At 65.3% G+C, this 23629-nt stretch carries 18 protein-coding genes and 1 pseudogene; 7 read left to right on the plus strand and 12 right to left on the minus strand.

Annotation, left to right across the window (positions count from 1 at the left end; translation table 11 throughout):
• The first annotated feature begins 55 nt into the window (after nucleotides 1-55).
• The gene (locus B4U45_RS07855; protein WP_075545731.1) at nucleotides 56-1177 is read left to right on the plus strand and encodes a 3-beta-hydroxysteroid dehydrogenase; all 1122 of its coding nucleotides are present in this window, start codon (nucleotides 56-58) and stop codon (nucleotides 1175-1177) included.
• An 84-nt stretch (nucleotides 1178-1261) separates the two neighbouring features.
• Here B4U45_RS07855 and B4U45_RS07860 read toward each other — a convergent pair whose 3' ends face one another.
• The gene (locus B4U45_RS07860; RefSeq protein ID WP_082275258.1) at nucleotides 1262-2293 is read right to left on the minus strand and encodes a PE family protein; all 1032 of its coding nucleotides are present in this window, start codon (nucleotides 2291-2293) and stop codon (nucleotides 1262-1264) included.
• 210 nt (nucleotides 2294-2503) lie between these two features.
• Between B4U45_RS07860 and B4U45_RS07865 the strand changes: the two are divergent.
• Nucleotides 2504-2872, plus strand: a pseudogene (locus tag B4U45_RS07865) (acyl-CoA thioesterase); the annotation flags it as partial.
• Nucleotides 2873-3323: 451 nt separating this feature from the next.
• Here the strand turns inward: B4U45_RS07865 and B4U45_RS07870 are convergent.
• The 5 genes from B4U45_RS07870 to B4U45_RS07890 all read right to left on the minus strand — a co-directional run bounded on the left by B4U45_RS07870 (nucleotide 3324) and on the right by B4U45_RS07890 (nucleotide 10313).
• A complete protein-coding gene (locus B4U45_RS07870) occupies nucleotides 3324-4784 on the minus strand; it encodes a flavin-containing monooxygenase (protein ID WP_075545734.1) in 1461 nt (486 codons plus the stop codon).
• A complete protein-coding gene (locus tag B4U45_RS07875; protein WP_075545792.1) occupies nucleotides 4781-5887 on the minus strand; it encodes a zinc-dependent alcohol dehydrogenase in 1107 nt (368 codons plus the stop codon). The genes B4U45_RS07870 and B4U45_RS07875 overlap by 4 nt, the downstream gene beginning before the upstream one ends.
• Before the next feature lie 27 nt (nucleotides 5888-5914).
• Complete coding sequence (locus tag B4U45_RS07880) at nucleotides 5915-7447, minus strand: carboxylesterase/lipase family protein (RefSeq protein ID WP_075545735.1); 1533 nt, start codon at nucleotides 7445-7447, stop codon at nucleotides 5915-5917.
• A 212-nt stretch (nucleotides 7448-7659) separates the two neighbouring features.
• Entirely contained in the window at nucleotides 7660-9243 is a 1584-nt protein-coding gene (gene ggt / locus B4U45_RS07885; protein WP_075545736.1) for a gamma-glutamyltransferase, read from the minus strand.
• Complete coding sequence (locus tag B4U45_RS07890) at nucleotides 9240-10313, minus strand: cupin domain-containing protein (protein ID WP_219859371.1); 1074 nt, start codon at nucleotides 10311-10313, stop codon at nucleotides 9240-9242. Before B4U45_RS07890 ends, ggt begins: the two co-directional genes overlap by 4 nt.
• 1414 nt (nucleotides 10314-11727) lie before the next feature.
• On the opposite strand from B4U45_RS07890, the gene B4U45_RS07895 reads away from it, so the two are divergent.
• Nucleotides 11728-12885, plus strand: coding sequence for an AI-2E family transporter (locus tag B4U45_RS07895; protein ID WP_075545738.1), 1158 nt, complete (start codon nucleotides 11728-11730; stop codon nucleotides 12883-12885).
• Here the strand turns inward: B4U45_RS07895 and B4U45_RS07900 are convergent.
• Nucleotides 12863-13663 (minus strand): dienelactone hydrolase family protein, encoded by an 801-nt coding sequence (locus tag B4U45_RS07900; protein ID WP_075545739.1) that lies wholly within the window; start codon nucleotides 13661-13663, stop codon nucleotides 12863-12865. The genes B4U45_RS07895 and B4U45_RS07900 overlap by 23 nt on opposite strands.
• Nucleotides 13664-13675: 12 nt before the next feature.
• Nucleotides 13676-14323 (minus strand): DUF4245 domain-containing protein, encoded by a 648-nt coding sequence (locus tag B4U45_RS07905; protein WP_240316489.1) that lies wholly within the window; start codon nucleotides 14321-14323, stop codon nucleotides 13676-13678.
• A gap of 55 nt (nucleotides 14324-14378) precedes the next feature.
• Here B4U45_RS07905 and glpX point away from each other — a divergent pair, with 55 nt between their 5' ends.
• The 4 genes from glpX to B4U45_RS07925 all read left to right on the plus strand — a co-directional run bounded on the left by glpX (nucleotide 14379) and on the right by B4U45_RS07925 (nucleotide 18700).
• Nucleotides 14379-15467 (plus strand): class II fructose-bisphosphatase, encoded by a 1089-nt coding sequence (gene glpX, locus B4U45_RS07910; protein WP_075545741.1) that lies wholly within the window; start codon nucleotides 14379-14381, stop codon nucleotides 15465-15467.
• Nucleotides 15468-15495: 28 nt separating this feature from the next.
• The gene (locus B4U45_RS07915; RefSeq protein WP_075545742.1) at nucleotides 15496-16917 is read left to right on the plus strand and encodes a class II fumarate hydratase; all 1422 of its coding nucleotides are present in this window, start codon (nucleotides 15496-15498) and stop codon (nucleotides 16915-16917) included.
• 69 nt (nucleotides 16918-16986) lie between these two features.
• Nucleotides 16987-17952 carry a hypothetical protein gene (locus B4U45_RS07920; RefSeq protein WP_075545743.1) on the plus strand — a complete coding sequence of 322 codons (966 nt, stop codon included), beginning with the start codon at nucleotides 16987-16989 and terminating at the stop codon, nucleotides 17950-17952.
• Between the two features lie 31 nt (nucleotides 17953-17983).
• Nucleotides 17984-18700, plus strand: coding sequence for a hypothetical protein (locus B4U45_RS07925; protein WP_131808259.1), 717 nt, complete (start codon nucleotides 17984-17986; stop codon nucleotides 18698-18700).
• Nucleotides 18701-18717: 17 nt separating this feature from the next.
• On the opposite strand, the gene B4U45_RS07930 is transcribed toward B4U45_RS07925, so the two are convergent.
• From B4U45_RS07930 to B4U45_RS07945, 4 genes are all read right to left on the minus strand, one after another.
• Nucleotides 18718-20169, minus strand: a complete 1452-nt coding sequence (locus B4U45_RS07930; RefSeq protein WP_075545794.1) for an adenylate/guanylate cyclase domain-containing protein — start codon at nucleotides 20167-20169, stop codon at nucleotides 18718-18720.
• A gap of 49 nt (nucleotides 20170-20218) precedes the next feature.
• Entirely contained in the window at nucleotides 20219-21094 is an 876-nt protein-coding gene (locus B4U45_RS07935; protein ID WP_075545745.1) for a polysaccharide deacetylase family protein, read from the minus strand.
• A 137-nt stretch (nucleotides 21095-21231) separates the two neighbouring features.
• Nucleotides 21232-22533 carry an RNA 5'-3' helicase PhoH2 gene (locus tag B4U45_RS07940; RefSeq protein WP_075545795.1) on the minus strand — a complete coding sequence of 434 codons (1302 nt, stop codon included), beginning with the start codon at nucleotides 22531-22533 and terminating at the stop codon, nucleotides 21232-21234.
• Between the two features lie 212 nt (nucleotides 22534-22745).
• Entirely contained in the window at nucleotides 22746-23573 is an 828-nt protein-coding gene (locus B4U45_RS07945; protein ID WP_075545746.1) for an acyl-ACP desaturase, read from the minus strand.
• Between the last annotated feature and the right edge of the window lie 56 nt (nucleotides 23574-23629).

The following is a 23629-nucleotide window of genomic DNA, read 5'->3' on the forward strand; positions in this document are numbered from 1 at the left end:
ACCTGCGCCGGTTTAACTGGCCAATCCGTATTCCAAACTGGAACACGTTTTAGTTATGCTTCGCCGCATGGGTGATGCATCGTTGACAACTGAACTCGGCCGCGTCCTGGTAACCGGCGGCTCAGGCTTCGTCGGGGCCAACATGGTTACCACGCTGCTGGAGCGGGGATACCAGGTGCGTTCCTTCGACCGCGCGCCGTCGCCGTTGCCTCCACACCCGAGCCTCGAGGTGCTGCAGGGTGATATCACCGACGCATCTACCTGCGCCACCGCAGTTGACGACATCGACACGATTTTCCACACCGCGGCCATCATCGAACTGATGGGCGGCGCATCGGTGACCGACGAATACCGCAAACGCAGCTTCGCGGTCAACGTCGGCGGCACCGAGAACCTGGTGTACGGCGCGCAGCGTGCGGGGGTGCAGCGGTTCGTCTACACCTCGTCCAACAGCGTGGTGATGGGCGGTCAGAACATCGCCGGCGGTGACGAGACGATGCCCTACACCAGCCGGTTCAACGACCTCTACACCGAGACGAAGGTAGCCGCCGAGCGATTCGTGTTGTCGCAGAACGGCGTTGACGGTATGCTCACGTGCGCTATCCGGCCCAGCGGCATCTGGGGCCGCGGCGATCAGACGATGTTCCGCAAGCTGTTCGAAAGCGTGGTCAAGGGCCAGGTCAAGGTGCTGGTCGGCCGCAAATCGGCCCGGCTGGACAACTCATACGTGGACAACCTGATTCACGGTTTTATTCTGGCCGCGCAGCACTTGGTCCCCGGGGGCACGGCTCCCGGGCAAGCGTACTTCATCAACGACGCCGAGCCAATCAACATGTTCGAGTTCGCCCGGCCGGTCGTCACCGCGTGCGGCGAAAGTTGGCCGCGGATAAGGGTATCCGGCCGCCTGGTGCGCGACCTGATGTCAGCGTGGCAGTGGCTGCACTTCCGGTTCGGGCTGCCGAAGCCGCCACTGGAACCCCTTGCGGTGGAACGGCTTTACCTTGACAACTACTTTTCGATCGCCAAGGCCGAGCGCGATCTCGGCTACCATCCGCTGTTTACCACCGAGCAGGCCATAGCCGAATGTCTCCCCTACTACAAGGATCTTTTCGAGCAGGTCAAGGCGGCGGCCAAGCCCCATCTGGTGTCGGTCGTCGACGCAGCACCGCCGGAATAGCGCGCGCCCCAGCTAGAACGGCGGAGGATCGGCGGCCATCCGACTTCGTTGATGCCGCGCTCCCAGCCGATCCGCGCTACCGTGCTAATGCGCAACGAACCTTTCGATGTCATCAGCCGGTTGCTCGCTTGAGTAAGCGGTGGGCGACGCTGACGCGGAGTAGAACGGCGTGACACCGTGCTTGCCATGCCTCCCAAACAGCATGCCCCCCTGGCCCCCGGCACCTCCGGTGCCACCATTCGCACCATTGCCACCGTTGCCGCCATTGCCGAACAGGTGAGCGTCGCCACCCTTGCCGCCATTGCCGCCGAGACTGCCGTGACCGCCGCCCGGACTGCCGTTGCCGCCGTCGCCACCGTTGCCAAGAATCAGCCCACCGTCGCCGCCGTTTCCACCCGAGCCGCCGCGTACACCGTCGCCGACACTCTTGCCGCCGTCGCCCCCGGCGCCTCCGTTGCCGAATAGTCCGGCCGCTCCGCCGTTTCCGCCGGCCCCACCGCGGCCGCTGGCGATAGTCGCGGCTCCGGCTCCACCGGCTCCGCCGGCGCCACCGTTGCCGACAAGTAGTCCGCCGTGGCCGCCGTCGCCGCCGTTGGCGCCGGTGCCGCCGGCTCCGCCGTTGCCGCCATGGCCGAACAGCCCTGCTGCGCCGCCGTTGCCGCCGTTTTGACCCGCTGCGCCGGATCCGCCGTTACCGCCGTTGCCCCACAGCCATCCGCCGGCGCCGCCGTTTTGCCCGGTCCCATTGAGTCCATTGGCGCCGTTGCCGATGATCGGGCGCCCGACGAGCCATTCGCTATCGGCATTGGCTGTCTTGAGGGCATTCTGGGCGGCGTTTTCTATCTCGGTGATCCAATACCGCATCGAGCCGCCGTTGAGCAGGTCGACAAACTGCTGGTGCAGCCACTCGTAGTCGTTGCTGAAGGCGCGCCACCGTTGGCCATGGCCGGCAAGCAGGGTGGTGATCGCCGCCGATACCTCGTCGGCGCCGGCGGGCAGTAACCCTGTGGTGGGGACGGCGGCGGCGGCGCTGGCCTCGCTAAATGCCGAACCGATAGCAGCCAAATCCGTTGCGGCGCATTCCAATGCTTGCGGCTCTATGGTCACAAATGACACGGCTCATCCTCCTGGGGTCTACGAATGTCGTTGTTGGGCAACGTGTGCGCGCCGTTGCGGCCGTTATCCGATCCCTGCTCGCGGGATCTCAGCGCCGATACCGCCGCGGGTGGTTACCTCCGCGGGCGTGGCGAAACGCGATCCCACGGTCCGCGGCGCAATGGGCATCATAGGGATAGCCTCGCCGGATCCGGTTGGTTGGGCCATCACACAGCGCAGGACGGCATCGCCCATCAGGACCCGGTTCCACCTGCGCCTGCACCCGAAAATCTGCCTGATATCCGCGGGGTGGAGGCGCTGGACGACGAAGCCTTCAAGGCATTTCACGAGTGGGATTTGCAGCATCTTCAGATGGCTCCGCTAGATCACGCGATGTGGTTCATGCGGCCGTTTCGCGCCGACGAATGGCTACTCTATGATCAGTCGTCACCATCGGCGCAATCTGGACGGGTCCTGGTCCAGGGCAAAATCTTTGACCGGAATGGAACCATGGTCGCAGCCGTCATGCAAGAGGGGCTATCCCGCTATCCACACGGATATCAGACGCCGCTTCGCAGTTGGGTGGACAATTCCGGCTGAAATGATGCAAACCTCACCACTGTAGACATATGGCATGGCCATTGCGGACATCCTTCTACCACCTCAGCGTTGACGCGCTAAATCATCCGATGTAAGCGAACGTGACATTTTCAGAAATACGGCATTGCCCAAAGGAAACCATCAGCTATTTGGCGTATATTTCTCTGGATAGGCCTCGATATTGCACGGTGGCCCACAGTGTGTTCTTGGTTGCCGGGTTGCGGCTGGGCGGTCAGCGGGCCGAAGTTCCCCCGCAGCCCACTGCTTGTCGCTGTGGGCTTGCCCAGGCGAGGCGCCGATACGGATCACGATCACCGGCTCCTGGTCCCCGTACCTGGATCAGTGCTCGCAGACCCCCGGCGGCTCGTCAATCAGCGTCTCACCTGCGCTTTCGACGGGGCACTGCGCCCGCTGGGACTCCACTGAGTACGGCAACTTGATCAGCACCGCCCTACCGCAATTCGTAGTCGTCGAGGGCCGGACGCGACATGACATCGCGGAAGCGGGTGAACGTCCACGGCCATGCCACCGGAACGCCGCGGTCATCGAGATACCAGCTGCGGCAGCCGGTCACCCACACCGTCTTTTTCGCCGCTTCGATGCGGTCGGCTTCGAAGCGTGCCGTGGCCTCGCGACCGGCACTGATCTGGCGACACCGACCGTCGGCCAGTAGCTCGAAAAGCTGGATCAGATAAGCTATCTGAGCCTCGGCGACGTCGATCAGCGAGAAGTTGCCCACCGGCCCGTTGGGCCCGTTGAGCATGAACAGGTTGGGGAAATCGGGCAACGACACCGACAAGTAGGCGAATGGCCGTTGTGCCCACACATCGTCGAGACGCACACCGCCGCGGCCGACCACATCCATCGGGCGCAAGAAACGATCCACCCGAAAACCGGTGGCTAGCACCAGCATGTCGAGGCGATGCAGCGTTCCGTCGAAGGTGCGTACCCCGTCGGCCTCGACGCGGTCGATGCCCTCGGTGACCAGATGGGCGTTGGGCCGCTGGATCGCCTTGTAGAAGTTGCCGGAGATGATCAGCCGCTTGCACCCTGCCCGGTAGTCGGGCCGCAGCTTGTCCCGCAGTCCGGGGTCGGCGACGCTGTCCTCGAGGTTGGCGTGGGCCACCCGTTGCAGCGCCTGCAGTGCCTGCGAGTCGGCGTCGACGACCGCGTTGGCGAAGCTTTGGACGAAGTCCCGGTTCAGCTGGGCGCGCAGCCGGGTCAGCGCCGCCGGGTCGGACCGGTAGCGTGCGCGGTCGGCATCGTCGACGGGCGGGTTGTCGACTGGCAGGATCCACTGCGGGGTGCGCTGGAACAGATGCAGCTCGCGCACGACTTCGGTGATGGCGCCGGTGATCTGCACCGCCGACGAGCCGGTGCCGACCACCCCGACTCGCATGCCTGCCAGCGGCACGCTGTGGTCCCAGCGGGCGCTATGGAAGATGCTGCCACCGAATTCGTTGAGCCCGTTGATATCTGGGTAGCGCGGGTGATGCAACACGCCGGTGGCGGCGATGACGACGTCGGCCTCGTCGCGTTCGCCGGTGGATGTCTCGATGCGCCAACAACTTCCGTCGTATTCGAGGCGGCGCACCGCGTGGCCGTAGCGGACCAGTTCCTCGACGCCGTAGCGGCGTGCGACGCCCTCGAAATACGCCAGAATCTCCGGCCCGGGCGCGAACGCGTGACTCCACTCCGGGTTCGGGGCGAAGCTGTAGGTGTACAGGTGTGCCGGCACGTCGCAGGCGACGCCAGGGTAGGTGTTCTCCCGCCAGGTTCCGCCCAGCCGCCCGGCCTTCTCATACACGCTGACATCGGTGAAGCCGGCCTCGCGCAACTTGATGGCGGCCAACACCCCGGCCATGCCGGCGCCGATGATGACGAAGCGCAGGTCAGCCCGGTGCGGACTCATGGCGTGAGTACTCCGTGCACGGGCGGGACGCCATCACGCTCGCCGGCCATGGTGGCGAGCAGCTCCTCGGCGTCGTCGAGGCGCACGCAGCGTCGCGGCAGGTGTTCGAACGGGTAGCGACCAGATGCCAGCATCACCAGCGCCGCCCGGTAGGCGGTGGCGTCCACCCCGAGAGCGCCGAGGATACGCAGCTCCTTGAACACCACCAGGTCCGGCGAGAATCCGGGCGCGCCGGCTCCCATGCCCCTGGTGCCGGCGACCACGACCGTCCCGGCCGGCCGCGCGAGCGCGATCGCCTGCGCAAACGCCGTCGGCGCCTTGGCGGTGACGTCGACGACGACGTCGGCCAGCCCGCCGGTCGCCCCAGCCAGCGCCGCGACCGGGTCGTCCGTCGCGACGTCGACGGCGAGGTCAACACCGAACTCGCCGGCCAGCGCCAGCCGGTCGGCGTCACGGGGACCCACCCCGGTCAGTATGACGAATCCCGCGCCGGCTTCCTTGGCCGCCGCGGCAGCGCACAGTCCGCGGACACCCGGTCCGAGCACCGCGACGACGTTACCGGCGCCGGTGCCTGGAAGCGTTGCACCCCAGCGTATTCCGGCTCCCAGTGGATTGAATAGGGTGGCCACCGCGGGATCCAGGCCGGCCGGGACCGGCAACACCATCGAGTCGGGCGCCAGGTATTGGTATTCGGCGTAACCGCCCCACAGGCCGGGTGCGCGGTCGACGGGGATGAAGCCGTACATGTCGGCCAGACCGTGGCGTTCGCAGCGCCGGTACTCACCGGCGAGGCAGTTTGCGCACTGCCGGCACGACTGGAACACCTCGACCGCCACCCGGTCGCCGGCGGCCACGCCCCAGCGCCGGGCTGCCTGCGGCCCGATGGCCTCGATGATCCCGACGGTTTCGTGACCCGGAACGAAGGCGAAGCCGCCGCTCAGCGCCCCGGTGTACTGCTCGTGGTCGGTGCCGCACAATCCGCAGGCTTCCACCCGCACCAGCGCGTCGTCAGCGCCGATCTCCGGCACCGCAAGCTCCCGGACAACCAGGCGGCGCGGCGCCTCCAGGACCAAGGCTCGCGATGTCTGGGCGTTGGAGCTCACCGCACCCACCTCTCGATCCACCCGCGGCTAGCGGAAGCCCACGACCTCGCCGCCCCAGGCAGCTCGGAGGTGGCCGTCGAGATCGCGCGCAACGCTGTCGGTTCTGTTGATGACCAGGCAGGCCCGGTCGGCGTCGTCGTACGCCGGCCAGTCCGGCTCGCCCGCCGGCTTACCGTGCCTGGCGAAGTTGACCCACCGGGTCCGCACTCTGCCGGAGACCGCCTTGGCGGTCCTGACCCCGCCGAGCCGCAGCGTCGGGTCGTGGGGTCCGCCGAGATTGCCCCAGACATAAGGCAATTCGGTGGCGTGCGCGGCATTGACCAGTAGCAACTTGAGCAACGGCGTCGAATAGTCGAAGCGGTAAAGATATACCGGCGCCACCCTGCGGTGTCCGTCGGCCAGCCACACCGAGGGCATCCGGAAGCCGACGTCGGTGGCGATGCTCAGCGGCCGCGCCTTGCGCCGGATGCGCGAATAGGCCTGCCCGATCTGCTCCTCGGTGGGCAATTGCAGGTCGGGCTGTTCGGCGGCGATCTGGGTGAACATCGACGTGATCGCGCGCGGAGTGATCGGCATCAGCGGCGAACGCATCAACCGGAACAGCGCCGCCTCGTGCTTGTTGGTGCCGATGATCAACGGGACGGGATGGGAGCGGCCCTCCTGCGCCACTTTCACCGGGTAGTCGTCCAACACGTCGCCGTCAACGATCGGCACGAACGCCAGGGTGCCGGGGTTGCGGACGGGCACTTCGTCGAACACTTCTTTCGACGCGGTGATGATCGCGGTGATCGGGACATCGACCAGCCGGTCCACCTCGGAGGTGCCGATTCCGAGCTTGCCGAGAACGCACATCGCCGCCCGCTGCGCCCGGTCGCGGTCGTATACCGAGGTGGCCGGGGAGCTTTGGGCGATCGCGCGGTCGAACAGCCCCGCCGCTGCCGGGACGGCCAGCAGCGTCGTGACGATCCCGGCTCCCGCGGATTCGCCGAACAGCGTGACGTTGCCGGGATCGCCGCCGAAGCCCGCGATGTTGTCACGTACCCAGCGCAGGGCGGCCAACACGTCCCGCAGCCCGACGTTGGAGTCGAATCGTCGCGACGCGCGCAACGTTGACAGGTCGAGAAAGCCCAGCGCGCCGAGCCGGTAGTTGATCGTCACCACGACCACGTCGCCACTGGCGGCCAGCCGCCGGCCGTCGTAGAGGGGCTGACTACCCGACCCGAGCAGGTAGGCGCCGCCGTGCAGCCACACCATCACGGGCTTGCCTGCGCCCGGCCCGGCGCCCGCTGGGGCCCAGATGTTCAGCCGCAGACAGTCCTCGCTCTGAGGCGCGCCCAAATCGAGTGGCATGTTGGGAATGACCGGTTGCGGGCAGGCCGGCCCGAAGCTGACGGTGTCGGCCACCTCGGTCCATCGCTTCGGCGGCTCCGGCGCCCGAAAGCGCAGGTCGCGCAGCGGCGGCGCGGCATACCGCACGCCCTTCCAGGTAGTCGTGGTGCCGTCGTCGGTGCCCCGGACCGGGCCGTAGCTGGTTTCGACCACACGGTCGTCGATCGCCATACCCTGAAACTCCCATTCCCATGCCTGACGTCAGGTTAGCGACTGGTCGCCCATCGACTCCGATAGCCCGGCTCGCACAGTCGCGCGCGCAGTTGTGTCCAGACACCGTGTGCAGCCCTCGACCAGCCCAACGGGTGTAACCACACCCACACAACCGAGCCAACAGTCAGTGCGAAAGTTGGCCCGACCCAGCAACCGGCGCACACGTCACGCTAGAACCCGACCGCCTGGCCATCGCGTCGGGGATCGCTGGCGGCCAGGTAGCCGTCGTCCAGGCACCAGATCGCTTGGCAGCTACCGAATTGGTTGTAGTCGTCGACCGTGACGAACTCATGCCCACGCCGAGCCAGCTCATCAATGGTTGCCGCGGGAAAGCCATCTTCCACGGTGACCTGCATACCTTGCACCACCCGGAAACGCGGACCGTCGCAAGCAGCTTGGGGATTCTGATCGAAGTCAACGATTCGAACAACGACTTGGGTTTGGCCCTGTGGCTGCATGGTGCCACCCATGACCCCGAAGCTCATGACGGGTCGGCCGTCCTTGGTCACGAACCCGGGCACGATGGTGTGGTAGGGCCGCTTCCCGGGTCCCACCTGGTTTGGGTGCCCTTTCGCCGCAACGAAATTCGCGCCCCGATTATGCAGAGAGATGCCGGTGCCGGGGATCACCACGCCAGAACCGAAGCCCATGTTGTTCGATTGGATCATCGACACCATCATCCCATTGCTGTCCGCAGCCGTGAGGTAAACCGTGCCACCGGTTGGCATGCCGGCTTCAAACGACTGCGCCCGCTGCATGTCAATCTGTGCCGCCCTACCGGCCAAGTAATCCTCATTGAGGAGTTGTGCTGGGGTGAGCCGCATGTAGTCGGGGTCGCCGACGTAGGCCAGCGCATCGGCGAAGGCCAGTTTGATCGCCTCGATCTGGACATGCACGCTGTCTGCTGAATCGACACCCAACGCAGCCATGTCGAAGTGCTGCAGAATACCCAAAGCGATCAGCGCGACGATGCCCTGACCGTTCGGCGGAATCTCATGGACCCGGTAGCCCCGGTAATCATGGCTGATCGGTGTCACCCAGTCCGCCCGATGGGCGGAAAGGTCTTCCACTGTCATCACTCCACCGTGCGACTTTGCGTGTCTCGCAATGATTTCCGCTAGCCCACCCTGGTAGAACGCAACCCCGTTGCTGGTCGCGATCTCTTCCAAAGTGCGCGCGTGGTCGGGCAACCGGAAGACCTCGCCGGCCCGGGGCGCCCGCCCGTTCGGCAGGAACGCCTCACCGAAGCCAGGCTGACCAGCCAGTAACGCCACCTGAGCCGCCCACTGTCTGGCGATCGTCGGGGAGACGAGAAACCCGTTGCGCCCGTAGTGGATTGCGGGCTCGAAAAGAGCGGCGAACGGCAGCTTCCCAAATCGCTTGTGTAATTCAGCCCACGCCGACACCGCCCCGGGTACGGTTACCGAATTCCAGCCCAAGCTCGGTACCTCTTGCCCGCCAAAATACTCCGGCGTCCACCCGGCAGGTGAGCGACCTGAGGCGTTCAGGCCATGTAACTGCCCACCGTCCCACACGATCGCGAAAGCATCTGAACCGATGCCGTTAGAAACTGGTTCCACCAGGGTCAGCGTGATCGCGGTGGCCAGGACAGCATCAACGGCGTTACCACCCTGGGCCAACATTCGCAACCCGGCCTGCGCCGCGAGTGGCTGCGAGGCACACACGACGTTGCGTGCCAGCACCGGCGTGCGGGGCCACGCGTACGGAAGTTCCCAGGACGGAGACACCGTCACTCCCCAACCCCTCGTTCGTCGACCGGATTACTTCGCGTGACAATCAACGGATCGATGTTGGTGAACGGGAATTGCGGCAGGTCGTCGATATGGGTGTTGAACGTGGCCGCAAGGACCTCCCGCGAATACGCGCTGATCGACGCGCGGTACCCGATATCCCCCGGGGTGGGCTGGTCGAAAAAGATCGTGAAGTGGATGTCGGGCGCATCGACGACCTCGATGTGGTGTGGGTAGGCGCGTGGAACGAAGTACACGTCGCCCTGGTTGAGGTAATAGGTGTCGAGCGATCCATCGGGATCCATGATCGTCATTCGCGCCGAACCTGCTTTCACGTAACCCATCTCGGCGGTAATGGGGTGCCAGTGCGGTTCGCGCATTCCGTCCTCGCGCACCCGCAGCGAATACATGGACAGGTCCTTCAACGCCGGCCAGAATTGCACGCGCGCCAGCCGTGCCGACCCGACAGCAAGCCCGACCGGCGGGCTCTGCGCCTCGACAGAGAACTTGTGCGGATCGTTGAACCAGGCGTTAGAAGGAACATTCGGCTCACCGATCCGTGCGGCCAACGGGCGATCGATGGTCTCGCGGCGCAGTGCGGCGAAGTCCGACGCCGGCAGGTCGTAGGTATTGCCCAGCACCGCATCGGTCATCGCTCCGAACGCCGCGCCCAGACCGAAATCCTCCGGCCGCTCACTGCGAAACGCGATGATGAACTCCGCAACATCCTCGCCGATATTTTCGATATGGTGCAGCGATCCCGAATCGATGTGGAACATGTCTCCGGCACTGACGGTAAAACTCGCGAACTGGCTGTAGGTGTCAAGGACGGAAACCAGCGACGTTCCCGAGACGCAACAGGTCAACTCGTTGGTATTGGCATGCCAATGCGGCGTGCGCATCACGCCCGGATTGATGACCACCCGTTTGATGGACATTCCGCGCAGTATCGGAAAGTTGTCGGCCGTCAGGCGTCGGATCGAGCCCAGGTCTGACTCCTCGACGACCTCACCGTCAACCAGGGATGCCGCATGCCGGCAACGATCTGAAGTTGTCACGTGAGTTCCTCCCATTTCGCTTGGATCGCTTTGGCCTGATGCCGGCCTCTTGATCGAGACATCGCAGCTGCGGGGTGCGCTGGCCAGCACCACGACCCCGTAGCGACCCCGTAGCGCAGCAAAAGCAATGAATGAACAATGCTTTGCCGTTGTTCTGCCGGGACGCCTCGACGTGGCCGGCTGACACAACTATGACGGGTGAAGCTGAAAGATATATGTGGTTTATATTCGCCTTCCTGTTAGTTTGCTGATCGACAGCCTATGCGTTCAGCTTGAGCCCGTCATTGCTGGGTTAAATTTATGAGCTGATGTGTGCCGCCGGCTCGTGTGTCCCATGCAGCGGAATCGCATGGCGTAATTGCCATCTCAAGCCGCTACTCTCGCAGTATAACCGATAACAGATGCATGCCCAAATGCCTACTAACTCACGGTTTTGCTTCCCGAAATGAGCCGGGTTATCAATGCGTCTCTAACACTTTTGATAGTTGAGATATATCAATTCATTGAAAAACGCGATCAGCAGATCGGCGTTACCCCTCTATACTGCGGCAGTAGACATGCTCGCTGCGTCAAAGCAATTCCATGAGATGCGGCCGGATCGGGCGGTCCAATCGTCGCTGCGGCTTCAACGGACACCGAAGAATGGCCACCTAACTGCGGTAATTGTCTCGGCCAGCCGACGATGTCATCGGTAGGACCACGGCCTCCAAGTCAAACGGCCTGCCCGAAATGTCGACGTCAGTTAGGTAACACCAGGTGAAGATTAACTTTTTAGTCAAGCAGCTACAGCCCGGCGCCATCATTGCGCTCGCGACCCGCGCGAGCACGTGGGCGATAACCAGGATCGCATCCGAAGCAGTCAGCCAGCACGGTTGGGCAACGGTGAATGCATTGGTAGTTCAGCAGTTGATCGGAACCCTGCACGGACCAAGCTCATGTATCTTTCCAGGCAGTATTGTCGACTTCTCCCACACGGATATGGGGACGGATGACGATCGATGAGAACCTGGGCTACAGGACGGGTCGAGGCTATACACCGGCATCAATATTTGCCAACTCCATTTAACTGCTCGATGTTGTGGCGCGCAATATCCGTTATAAACCCGGTTTCAAGATAGTTCTTGTGCGCTGTTTGATATTTTCTGACAAGTCTGGCGCGACCCCTCCACGACAACCGCGAGAACGTCCAAGCACGCCGGTCCTGTCCGGCTGAGGCCGTACCTGCCGACGTTCATCCTTCGCCCGTTGTCCTGGGCGCACTCCCGATTCCAGCGAAGACACGCCAGATGTCGTGAAATGGGCTCGTCTTGACATTGTGGGCAGACTTCGGCTCACCAGCAGCCTGCGAGAAATTCGACCCCAGCCGCCAGGGGATCTCCGGTTAAGGTTGCGCACAAGCACCGATGCGGAGGGCAGCCCCGGTCCGAAGATGAACACCGAATTCACGCTCACCCAGAAGCGCGCGCTGGCGGTCCTCACGCTGGTCGCCCTGCTGTTCGGCGCCTACTTCTTGCGTGACTATTTCGTGCTCATCGTGGTTGCGGCGGTGGGCGCCTATCTGTTCACCCCACTGTTCACCTGGTTCAACAAGCGGCTGAGCACCGGCTTGTCGGCAACGTGCACGGTGTTGACGGCATTGGCCATTGTTTTCATTCCGGTGGCGCTGTTGGTGGTGCTGGCCGTCGTCCAGGTCGCCCGGATGGTCGACAACGTTGCCGAGTGGTTCAAGACCACCGATCCCAGCGAACTCGGCGACAAGGTGTTGCACCTGGTCAACGACCTGCTGGCCCGGGTGCCGTTTCTGCATGTGACCGTGACTCCCGAGATGTTGCGCAACACGATGATCTCGGCGGCTCGCACCGTTGGCACCTGGTTGCTGCATGTCTTGCAGGGCGCGGCCGGAAGCCTCGCCGGCGCGGTCACGTCGGCCATCATCTTTCTGTATGTTTTCGTGGCGCTACTGCTGAACCGGGACAGATTAAGGACGCTGATCGGCCAGCTCAACCCGCTGGGCGAGGAAGTCACCGATTTGTACCTGCGCAAGATGGGCTCGATGGTGCGCGGCACCGTCAACGGCCAGTTCGTCATCGCCCTGTGCCAAGGAGTGGCCGGCGCCGCGTCCATCTACCTCGCCGGATTTCACCACGGGTTCTTCATCTTCGCGATCGTGTTGACCGCGCTGTCGATCATTCCGCTGGGTGGCGGGATCGTGACGATCCCGTTTGGCATCGGGATGATCTTCTACGGCAACATCGCCGGCGGCGTGTTCGTGGTGCTGTGGCACCTGCTGGTAGTCACCAACATCGACAACTTGTTGCGACCGATCCTGGTTCCGCGCGACGCCCGGCTGAACTCCGCGCTCATGTTGCTCTCGGTGTTCGCCGGCATCGGCATGTTCGGACCGTGGGGCATCATCATCGGTCCGGTGCTGATGATCCTCATCGTCACCACCATCGACGTCTACCTGGCGGTCTACAAGGGAGTCGAACTCAAACAGCACCACGACCCACCCACCCGTCGCAAGTGGCTTTCGCGCCGCACCGGGAACACCCCGGCCGGCGCGGCTACCGACTCAGCCGCTCAGTGAGGAACTCGACCACCCGCTTGCGGGCTTCGTAAGCCGCCTGACCGTCGACCTCGCGGACCTCGTCGGTGAGCACCGAATGCGCCATCCGGCTGAAGCCGTCCGCATTGCCCGGGCTGGAGTCGATCTCGATCACCTCGAACGCGTCGCCGAGTCGCTGCTTGAGCGTGGCGAACCGTTCCCGCGGCGCCATTTTGTCCTCGCTGAAACGCAACCCCATGGCGCACAAGCCGTCGTTGGCGCAGCGGTCGGCGACGACTCGAAGTTCGGATTCACTCAGCCCGGGGTCGCGACGCTGCGCGGGCGTCAGCGGCAATGGCACCGAGGGCTGGCTGAGCACCGGGGCGAGCACGCTGTCGTCGACGGCGGCGGCCAGCGCGAAGCCGCCGGTGAAACACTGGCCGATCACGCCGACACCCTTACCAGGGGTCGACGCGTTGAGGTCGCGCGCCAGCGCGCGAAGAAACTGCGACACCGGGCGCTGCTTGTTGGTGGCCATCGCCGCGAATTCCCGGGCCACACACGCCCGGCTGATCGTGGCCGCCACGTAGCCGGCCGACACCGCCTTGCCCGGCTCACCGAACAGCGACGGTATGGCCACGGTGAACCCGTTGTCCACCAAGTGATTACCCAGGCCCAGCACCCCGGGATGAATGCCCGGGATCTCCGGGATCAGCACCACGCCGGGGCCGGAGCCCCTGCGATAGACCTGGTGTGTGTAGCCGCCGCCGGTGAATGGCGACGCCGACCACCCGGACAGGTCTGCCTCGGGTCCGCTCAAGCTACGTCCCTCCTATCGGCTCGCCGGCAGGGGCGGCTGGGATTGCGTCGCCGTCGCCAGCGTACGGAACTCCTCGGCGCTGCCGGCTCCGGTGATCGCGACCTGGGTGGGACCGGCGGGGCTGGCCAGCCTGGTGGTCCACACCGGCTCGAGGGCGCCGTTCTTGTCGGCACCTTGATACACGACCCAGCTCGTTCCGCCCACGTCGACCGTCCCGGTGGGGTACATGCCCGGATGGATGGAACCGACCAGCTTGTCCTCGTCCGCATTGCTCTGGGTCAGGCTGAGGTACCTCCCCGTCGGGCTGATGTATCCCACGGTCGAGGTGGCTGCATGGAGCCGCTGACCGGCCGACGTATCGGTCCGGCCGTTCTCGATGCCGCCACGACCACCGGAGTTGGATTGCCATCCCGTCGGCAATACCGGCAGCCTGACCGGGAACCCCAGTGTCGCAGCGTCTGCCCCTAGTGCCGTCGCCGCGTCGTAGGACGGGATCCGTCCCCGGGTCGTTCCGCCCGGTTGCAACGAACACATCCCGACCATGCCGGCCAGCAGAATGCAGCCGATCACCAGCGGCATCAGCGACCAGAACATGTCGCGACCGTCGTGCAGCAACCGTGGTTTGGCCGGCTTCGGGGCCGGCTGCGGCTCAACAGTCACCTGGCCAGTATCCCAGCTCGTGTCGCGCGATTCGCTTCTGGGACAATCAGCAACCATGACTGCACAGGGATCCGGTTCGTCGCCGGCGACGGTTGCGAAAACCGACCCTTCGCCCAGCCGGCCGCCGCGCGGCGAAGCTCCGGACCGCAACCTGGCCCTCGAGTTGGTGCGGGTCACCGAGGCCGGCGCCATGGCCGCCGGGCGCTGGGTGGGCCGCGGGGACAAGGAGGGCGGCGACGGCGCGGCGGTCGACGCGATCCGCGAGCTGGTGAACTCGGTCTCGATGCGCGGGGTCGTAGTGATCGGCGAGGGCGAAAAAGACGATGCGCCGATGCTCTACAACGGCGAAGAAGTCGGCAACGGCGACGGCCCGGAATGCGACTTCGCCGTCGACCCGATCGACGGCACCACGCTGATGAGCAAAGGCATGCCCAACGCCATTTCAGTACTGGCGGTGGCCGACCGAGGTGCGATGTTCGACCCGTCGGCGGTGTTCTACATGAACAAGATCGCCGTCGGCCCCGACGCCGCACACGTGCTGGACATCACCGCCCCGATTTCGGAAAACATCCGGGCCGTGGCCAAGGTCAAGGAGTTGTCGGTGCGCGACATGACGGTGTGCATCCTGGACCGTCCACGGCACGCGCAGCTGATCCACGACGTGCGCGCCACCGGGGCGCGGATCCGGCTGATCACCGACGGCGATGTCGCCGGCGCGATTTCAGCGTGCCGGCCCGAGTCGGGTACCGACATGCTGGCCGGCATCGGCGGCACCCCGGAGGGCATCATCGCCGCCGCCGCGATCCGGTGCATGGGCGGGGCGATCCAGGCCCAGCTGGCGCCCAAGGACGAGGCCGAGCGGCGCAAGGCGCTCGACGCCGGCTACGACCTCGACCAGGTGCTGACCACCAGAGACCTGGTCGCCGGCGAGAACGTCTTCTTCTGCGCCACCGGGGTCACCGACGGCGACCTACTCAAGGGGGTGCGCTACTACCCCGGCGGCTGCACCACCCAGTCGATCGTGATGCGGTCGAAGTCGGGCACGGTGCGGATGATCGAGGCCTACCACCGGCTTTCGAAGCTCAACGAATACTCGGCCATCGACTTCACCGGCGACACCAATGCCGCCTACCCTCTGCCGTAACCGTTCCCCACAATCAAGGATCTGATCAATGGCCGACAGTGCCTCTGAGAACGACACCGACTACCGCATCGAACACGACACCATGGGCGAGGTCCGGGTGCCGGCGAAAGCGTTGTGGCGCGCACAAACCCAGCGTGCGGTGGAGAACTTCCCGATCTCGGGGCGGGGCCTGGAGCGCGCCCAGATCCGTGCCCTGGGGCTGTTGAAAGGCGCGTGCGCGCACGTCAACAAGGACCTGGGGTTGCTGGCGCCGGAAAAGGCCGACGCCATCATCGCCGCCGCAGCCGAGATCGCCGACGGTCGACACGACGACCAGTTCCCCATCGACGTCTTCCAAACGGGTTCGGGCACCAGCTCCAACATGAACACCAACGAGGTGATCGCGAGCATCGCCGCCGCCAACGGGGTCACGGTGCACCCCAACGACGACGTCAACATGTCGCAGTCGTCCAACGACACCTTCCCGACCGCAACCCATATCGCGGCGACCGAGGCCGCGGTCTCTCATCTCATCCCGGCCCTGCAGGTGTTGCACGATGCGCTGGCGGCCAAGGCTCTGGAGTGGCAGACGGTGGTGAAGTCGGGCCGGACCCACCTGATGGATGCCGTCCCGATCACCCTCGGCCAGGAGTTCAGCGGATATGCCCGTCAGATCGAGGCCGGCATCGAAAGAGTGCGCGCCACCCTGCCTCGGCTAGGCGAACTGGCCATCGGCGGCACCGCCGTCGGCACCGGCCTCAACGCGCCCGAGGGCTTCGGCGTCAAGGTGGTCTCGGTACTGGTGGACCAGACCGGCCTGTCCGAATTGCGTACGGCGGCAAACTCTTTCGAAGCCCAAGCCGCGCGGGACGGATTGGTCGAGGCATCCGGCGCGCTGCGCACCATCGCGGTGTCACTGACCAAGATCGCCAACGACATTCGCTGGATGGGATCCGGCCCGTTGACCGGGCTGGCCGAAATCCGGCTGCCGGATCTGCAGCCGGGCAGCTCCATCATGCCGGGCAAGGTGAATCCGGTTATCCCGGAGGCGGTTACCCAGGTTGCCGCGCAGGTGATCGGCAATGACGCCGCGGTGGCCTGGGGCGGCGCCAACGGCGCCTTCGAACTCAACGTCTACATCCCGATGATGGCCCGCAACATCCTCGAGTCGTTCAAGCTGCTGACCAACGTCTCAAAGTTGTTCGCGCAGCGCTGCATCACCGGGCTGACCGCCAACGTCGAGCACCTGCGTGAGCTGGCTGAGTCGTCACCGTCGATCGTGACACCGCTGAACTCGGCGATCGGTTACGAGGAGGCGGCCGCCGTCGCCAAGCAGGCACTCAAGGAGCGAAAGACGATCCGCCAGACCGTCATCGATCGCGGCCTGGTGGGCGCCAAACTCTCGATCGAGGAGCTTGACCGCCGCCTGGACGTGTTGGCGATGGCCAAGGTCGAAGCGGCCGACGACTAGACCGGCCGATGCCGGCGTCACGCGGCTGCCTCCGCTGAGGTAGCCCACAGAAGCGAGGATGGTTAGCAGATGACGGCTCCCCCGGGCGGCCCTTACGGTCAAGATCCGAATCAGTATGGGCAGCAACCTTATTGGGGTGGCCAGCCGCCGGGCGGCGGCTCGTATCCGTACCCGCCGGGTGGCCCGTACGCCAACCCTCAAGGGACCGATCCCTACGGCGCGGCGCCCTATCAGCCCCAGCAGTATCCGCAACCCGGCCAGCAGTATCCGCCCGGCTGGGCCCCGGGCCAGTATCCGCCCGGACCACCGCCGAAGCCGCCCGGCTCGAAGATGCCGTGGCTGATCCTCGCCGGCGTCGCGCTGGTGGGGGTGATCGCGCTGGTAATCGTTCTGGTGGTGGTGCTCAACCATCGCGACAGCTCGACCACGGCCAGTTCCCCGGGATCGTCGGCGACGACGAGCGCCCCGACCTCTCCGCCCAACGGTTCTCAGCAGACCGCGACCGACTGCACGCCCAACGTGTCCGGTGGCGACAAACCCGACGACGGCACGATCAGCGCCGGCAAACTGTCGTTCCCTTCCAGCGTGGCACCCGGCTGGGCGCCGTTCTCCGACGACCAGAGCCCTAACCTGATCGAGGCCGTTGGTGTCGGCCAAGAGGTGCCCGGCGCCAGCCAGTGGATGATGCAGGCCGAAGTCGCCATCACCAACTTCGTCTCCAGCATGGACGTCGGCAAACAAGCATCGAAGCTGATGCAATGTGTGGCCAGCGGCCCGGGCTATTCGCAGTCCCAGCCCACCCTGGGGCCGACGAAGACGTCGTCGATCACGGTCGACGGAGTCAAGGCGGCCCGGGTGGACGCCGACATCACGATTGCCGACACCTCACGCCACGTGAAGGGTGACACCGTCACCATTGTCGCGGTCGACACCAAACCGGTCACTATCTTCATGGGCGCCACACCCATCGGCGACGCCGGCTCGGCGGCAACGATCAGCAAGGTCATCGCCGCGCTGAAGGTGTCGAAATCGTGACGAATCGCGCCCGCGCGTCCATACTTCCGATATGGCTCGACCGATAAGCAAGTGCTGCCTCGCCTTGGCGGCGGTCTTGACGGTATTAACCTCGGCCTGGGCGGTCATCTCGGTCCCCGCGGCCGCGGTGCCGGCGACACCCAGCGGCGAGATTTGGCAATGGGCACTGGGAAAAAACATGCTGACCGACCCGACGTTGCGGGACTACCTCAACTCGGCGCCCGGCGGACCCGGACGGGTTTGTTACGGCGACCCAAAGCTTTGTCAACAGTCAACCCCGGACCCGCAGGATATCCGCGCGCTGACCGATGTCGTCCGGGTGCCCAACGAGGGGTTCGGGCTGGTTCCTGACGAACACGCCACCGTGGTGGGCGTCGTGTTGTACAACGACATCCGCGAACAGAAATACCTCTACCGGGGCAAACTCCCCGAAGGATGGACCTGGGACAGTACCGCCACCGACGTCGGAGCCGTCTTCGGCGCGCCCAACATGGTGGCCGGCTTCGAGCAGCAGCCCTACATTCCGATCGCGTTCAAATATCAGACAGCCGATCATCTCTACGATCTGCGGGTTGATTTCGCCGCCACCACAGCCGATGAGCTGCCCGGCGCACACATGCGCACCATCGCGGTCAGCCAGGCGCCGGGCGCCCCCGCCAGCCAGACCGCGGCATCGACGAGTTCGCCCGCACCGGCGTCGACGTCGTCGGCGGCTCGTCCGCCGACCGCCCCCCCAACGCCTAGCTGAGTGGTCGCAGTCGCCCACTAAGCATCGCCGACTGGTGCCGAAATGTGCGTGGCTTCGGAGCGGCCACGCAGCACCGTGGAATAGCACTCGGCCCAGCGTCTACGCTCGTCCTCGGCCGCGCGCTCGACGGCCGCCGCCGAGCTCAGGATGCGCCGGTCCGATGTTTTGGCGAGATCGGCCAGCCGCGCGGCTTCATTGACGGCGTCGCCGATAACGGTGTACTCGTGCCGTTTTTGGGCGCCGATATTGCCGGCAAACACCCGTCCTGCCGACACGCCGATCCCGAAGTCGACCACGGGCAGCTCACGTAATCGGCTCGCCAGCGCACGTGCCGTCGCCAGCGCCGCCGACGCCGGTTTGCTCGTGCGCAGCGGCGCTCCGAAGATCGCCAGCGCCGCATCACCCTCGAATTTGTTGACCAGGCCCTGATATTCGTCCACAGCGTCCACGACTATCCGGAAGAAGTCGTTGAGCACGTGAGCCACCTCTTGCGGCGGACGATTTTCGGCCAGCTGCGTCGAACCCACCAGGTCGATGTAGAGGACTGCGGCCTCCACCACGTCGCCCGACAGTGACGAGCCCTCTTCGATGGCCCGGCGGGCCACGTCGGTGCCGACGTAGCGGCCGAACAGGTCACGCAGCCGCTCCCGTTCCTCGAGCCCGGCGACCATCCGGTTGAATCCGGTTTGCAGTCGCCCTATTTGGGAGCGTTCGTAGGCGCCGACGTAGGTGGCGATGTTGCCGTGTTCGACCTGCGCCATCGCGTCAACGATCTCGTCGAGCGGATCGGAAATGGATCGCGACGTCAGGATCATCGTCGGCAGCCCAAGCAGCAGCGCTGCCAGCGACACCACCAAGATGGGCACGTCCAGCGATGCCGTCTCCTGAATCAGCCAGCCATAGGACCGCAGCACGACAAAGGCGGCGATCACCCCGATGGGGATCGCGCTGCACAATAACCACAACAGGACCAGTCGCGCCAACACGCCGGGGACCGTCAGGCGCGGCTGACATCCTCGGGTGGCCACTCCCATGATCGGCCGCAGGGTGCGTTGTGCGAGCAGCAATCCGGTGCCCGCGGCGGCGGGTCCACCTATCAGCACACCGAGCAGAATGGGCAGCAATATCTTGGCGCCATCAGCATGATTGATCAGCATCAGCACCGAGCCAGACGCTGACCAAGCACCTATCAGGATGGCCGACTGGCGGCCGCCGAGTTTGATCGCGGCCTCTCGCTGCCGCGGGGTGGGCTCGTCGCCCGGGACGAACCACCGCAGCGTGGGAGCCAGGAGGAGGGCGCCACCCACCGCGACGCCGACCGTCCCCAACACGACCAACACCGATACCAACGCCATGTTCTTCTCGGCGAAGTCGACGTAGGTGTGGCCTCTCAGCGGAATCAAGACGGCCGAGGCGTCGAGGACTGCGAGGACGTAGGCGATGGCGAGGCCGAGCGCATAGTGAGCCAACAACCTGCGGGCGCTGGGTGGATGCGCTTCGGCTGCGGAGGCGCGAGCGCTACGCACCGTTGTTCGGCCCACCCGAGTTTTGGCCGGGAATGTCGGTGATCGGGAAGTTGGGCATCGGCTTGGGCGAGGGGGTGTTGGGCAACGACGGGATGTCGGCGGCCGGGATGTCGTGCAGTTCGTTGACGGGTGGCCCGTTCTCCCTGCTGCCGTAGCTGCTCCCGGGCGCGCGCGGCCCGAGCAGCTCACTGACCGTCACCAGCCGGTAGCCGTTGGCCTTGAGCACCGGGATGAACTGGTACACCAGGTCGACGGTGCTGGAGTAAGTGTCGTGGAACAGCACCACCGAGCCCGGCTTGATCTGGCTCATCAGCAAGAGCCGGGTAGCCGCCGTGTTGGAGTCGTTGGCCCAGTCGAAAGGAATGACGTCCCAAAGGATTTCGGCTTGGCCGAAGGTTGCGGCGGTTCGCCGCACCGCGTCGTTGGACAGACCGCCCGCCGGACGGTACAGCGTGGGTGTGCGGCCGGTGGCCGCGGTGATGGCGTCGTTGGCCCTGGCGAACTGGCCGGCGATGTCCTCGGGAGGGATCGTCGTCATGTTCGGGTGTTCCCAGGTGTGGCTGCCAATCTCCATGCCGGCGTCGGCGATGCGTTTGGCGCCCGCCGGGTTGGCCGCCACCTTGTTGCCGATCAGGAAGAACGTCGCTTTGGCGTCGTTGTCTTTCAGGATCTGCAGCAGCCGGTCGGTGTACGGTCCCGGCCCGTCATCGAAGGTCAGCGCCACACACTTGGCCACCGAACAATTGAGGTTGTCCGCGCGGGTGACGTGACCGGTCAGCCCGCCGATCACCAGCACCGCGACGGCCGCCCCGACACCTATGACCGTGCGCCAGTAACGCCAGGCCTGGTTGTCGGGTCGTTTGGGCACCTAGGAAGTTTACCGGGCGTCGAGTGTGCGCTCGCGGCGTCGAGCGGGTGCTCAAGGCGAAATCCGCCGAATTTCGCCGCCCTGGACACACAACCGCAGCCCAGGACGCACGCTCGATGATCCCGGCGTAACACCCGTCAGCGTGGCCCGGTGATTTCTTCCAGCATCTCGGTGACCAGTGCGGCGATCGGGGACCGCTCACTGCGCAGCAGCGTGATGTGGGCGAACAGCGGATGACCCTTGAGCTTCTCGATCACCGCGACGATCCCGTCGTGGCGGCCGACCCGCAGGTTGTCGCGCTGCGCGATGTCATGGGTCAACACCACCCGCGACCCGGTGCCCAGCCGGGACAGCACCGTCAGCAGCACGTTGCGTTCCAGCGATTGGGCCTCGTCGACGATGACGAACGAGTCGTGCAATGAGCGGCCCCGAATGTGGGTCAGCGGCAGCACCTCGAGCATCCCCCGGGACAGGACCTCGTCCAGCACCGCGGGGCTGGCCAGCCCTTCGAGCGTGTCGAAGACGGCCTGGGCCCAGGGGCCCATCTTGTCGCTCTCGCTGCCAGGCAGGTAGCCCAGCTCCTGGCCGCCGACGGCATACAGCGGGCGGAAGACGACCACCTTGCGGTGGGTCCGGCGCTCCAGCACGGCCTCCAGGCCCGCACACAACGCCAGCGCCGACTTTCCGGTGCCGGCCTTACCACCCAACGAGACGATGCCCACCGACTCGTCGAGCAGCAGGTCGAGCGCTACCCGTTGCTCGGCGGACCGGCCGCGCAGCCCGAACACTTCGCGGTCACCGCGAACCAGCTGGACGCGTTTGGCCGGGTTCACCCGGCCCAGCGCATGCGAACTACCGCCCAGCAGCCGAATCCCGGTGTGGCAGGGCAGGTCCCGGGCTTCGGCCAGGTCGATTTCGCCATCGGCGAACAGAGCGGCGATCTCCTCGGCAGCGGTTTCGATCTCGCGCATCCCCGACCATCCGGAGGCGACTACGTCCTGTGCGTGGTACTCGTCGGCGGGCAGGCCCACCGCGGCGGCCTTGACCCGCAGGGGGATGTCCTTGCTGACCAACGTGACGCGCCTGCCCTCGGCGGCGAGGTTGGCAGCACAGCTCAAGATCCGGGAGTCGTTGCTGTCGGTCCGGAAGCCGGCGGGCAGCACCGCCGGGTCGCTGTGGTTGAGTTCGACGTGCAGCGTACCGCCTTGGGCACCAACGGGAATGGGCTGATCCAGCCGTCCGTGCTCCAGCCGGAGGTCATCGAACAAGCGCAGCGCCTGGCGGGCGAACCAGCCCAGCTCGTGGTGATGGCGTTTGGCTTCCAATTCGCTGATCACCACTAGCGGAACCACCACCTCGTGTTCGGCGAACCGACTGCACGCCCAGGGATCGGACAGCAGCACAGAGGTGTCGAGCACATACGTCCGGATATCGGTCACGAAACGCTCCTCGAGCGAATGACGCTCGCGCGAACCCACACGAGCGTGTCGGCGCGGGCCGCGGCACCAGGACCGAGGCCGGTCCTGCCGTTGTAGTGACGGAAGGTGCCGCCCTGGCAGCAGAGCATGTCGCTGACCATCGACTGCGACGCTACTCCGGTGACGACGCTCCCGCAGGACAGGCGCGCCGACGTGCTCCGTGGAGGTCGGGGCTAACCGGTGACGAACTGCTTGAGAGCGGGCTCATCGGCCACACCCCAGGCGGTGATGCGATCGGAAATCACCTGCCGCCGCTGCTGCGGGCCGAAGATCCCGGCCTCGGCCACCTTCTGCACCTTGTCCTGGTAGGCGTCAATGTCGCCACCGACGACCTCGAGGTCGGCGGCGCGGGCCGCGATCGCGGCGATCGTCTCGTCCCGGGTGACGTTGAGGCAATGGGTCACCAGGTTGGCGAAGAACAGCTCGTGGCGCGCCTCGTCCCGGGCGATCCGGTCGATCAACCCGGCCAGGATCGGCTCCTCGATCTGTGCGGCCAGATTTTGGCAGAACACGGCAAGGGAGCGCTCGTAGAACGCCATGTAGACCAGGGTCTCCACTTGCGTGTACGCGTCGGCGCGGTAGCCCTTCATGACGTGCTGGACCCGGACCTCTTCGTTGGCGACCGGGTCCACCTCGCGGGTCACCACGAGGTATTCGCGCAGCGCGATGGCGTGCAGATGCTCTTCCGCGGTCCACCTGCCAAGCCAGCGGCCCCACCACTCCTCGAGGATGAAGTGCTCGACCAGCTCGCGGTGATGGCCGGCCAGGTTGTCCTTGAGGATCAGCAGTATCTCGCAGGCGTCGGTGATGACCCGCGGCAACGTCGCCTGGGACGGATCCCAATCCCGTCCGCCGAGGAAGGCGAAGTTCTCACCCCGGTCGAACGGAACGTAGTCGTGGGCGAACCAGATGTCCTCGGTGTCAAGATGTCGAGCCATGTTCTCTTCCACCACAGGCTCGAGTTCTAGGGTCAGCGCATTAGCGACAGGTTTCTGTGCCATGCGGTAACTGTAACCCGACGACACAGGTTTCGTGAAATTGGGGCTGCGCGTGTCGT

Origin of the sequence: Mycobacterium persicum, from assembly GCF_002086915.1 — a bacterium.
Lineage (GTDB): Bacteria > Actinomycetota > Actinomycetes > Mycobacteriales > Mycobacteriaceae > Mycobacterium > Mycobacterium persicum.

What these genes read in the sequence shown, in the direction of transcription:
- B4U45_RS07925 (WP_131808259.1), top strand. Translation starts at nt 17,984, where the DNA reads ATGGCTCGACCGATAAGCAAGTGCTGCCTCGCCTTGGCGGCGGTCTTG.
- B4U45_RS07855 (WP_075545731.1), top strand. Translation starts at nt 56, where the DNA reads ATGCTTCGCCGCATGGGTGATGCATCGTTGACAACTGAACTCGGCCGC.
- B4U45_RS07890 (WP_219859371.1), bottom strand. Translation starts at nt 10,313, where the DNA reads ATGGGAGGAACTCACGTGACAACTTCAGATCGTTGCCGGCATGCGGCA.
- B4U45_RS07880 (WP_075545735.1), bottom strand. Translation starts at nt 7,447, where the DNA reads ATGGCGATCGACGACCGTGTGGTCGAAACCAGCTACGGCCCGGTCCGG.
- B4U45_RS07945 (WP_075545746.1), bottom strand. Translation starts at nt 23,573, where the DNA reads ATGGCACAGAAACCTGTCGCTAATGCGCTGACCCTAGAACTCGAGCCT.
- B4U45_RS07895 (WP_075545738.1), top strand. Translation starts at nt 11,728, where the DNA reads ATGAACACCGAATTCACGCTCACCCAGAAGCGCGCGCTGGCGGTCCTC.
- glpX (WP_075545741.1), top strand. Translation starts at nt 14,379, where the DNA reads ATGACTGCACAGGGATCCGGTTCGTCGCCGGCGACGGTTGCGAAAACC.
- B4U45_RS07920 (WP_075545743.1), top strand. Translation starts at nt 16,987, where the DNA reads ATGACGGCTCCCCCGGGCGGCCCTTACGGTCAAGATCCGAATCAGTAT.
- B4U45_RS07915 (WP_075545742.1), top strand. Translation starts at nt 15,496, where the DNA reads ATGGCCGACAGTGCCTCTGAGAACGACACCGACTACCGCATCGAACAC.
- B4U45_RS07870 (WP_075545734.1), bottom strand. Translation starts at nt 4,784, where the DNA reads ATGAGTCCGCACCGGGCTGACCTGCGCTTCGTCATCATCGGCGCCGGC.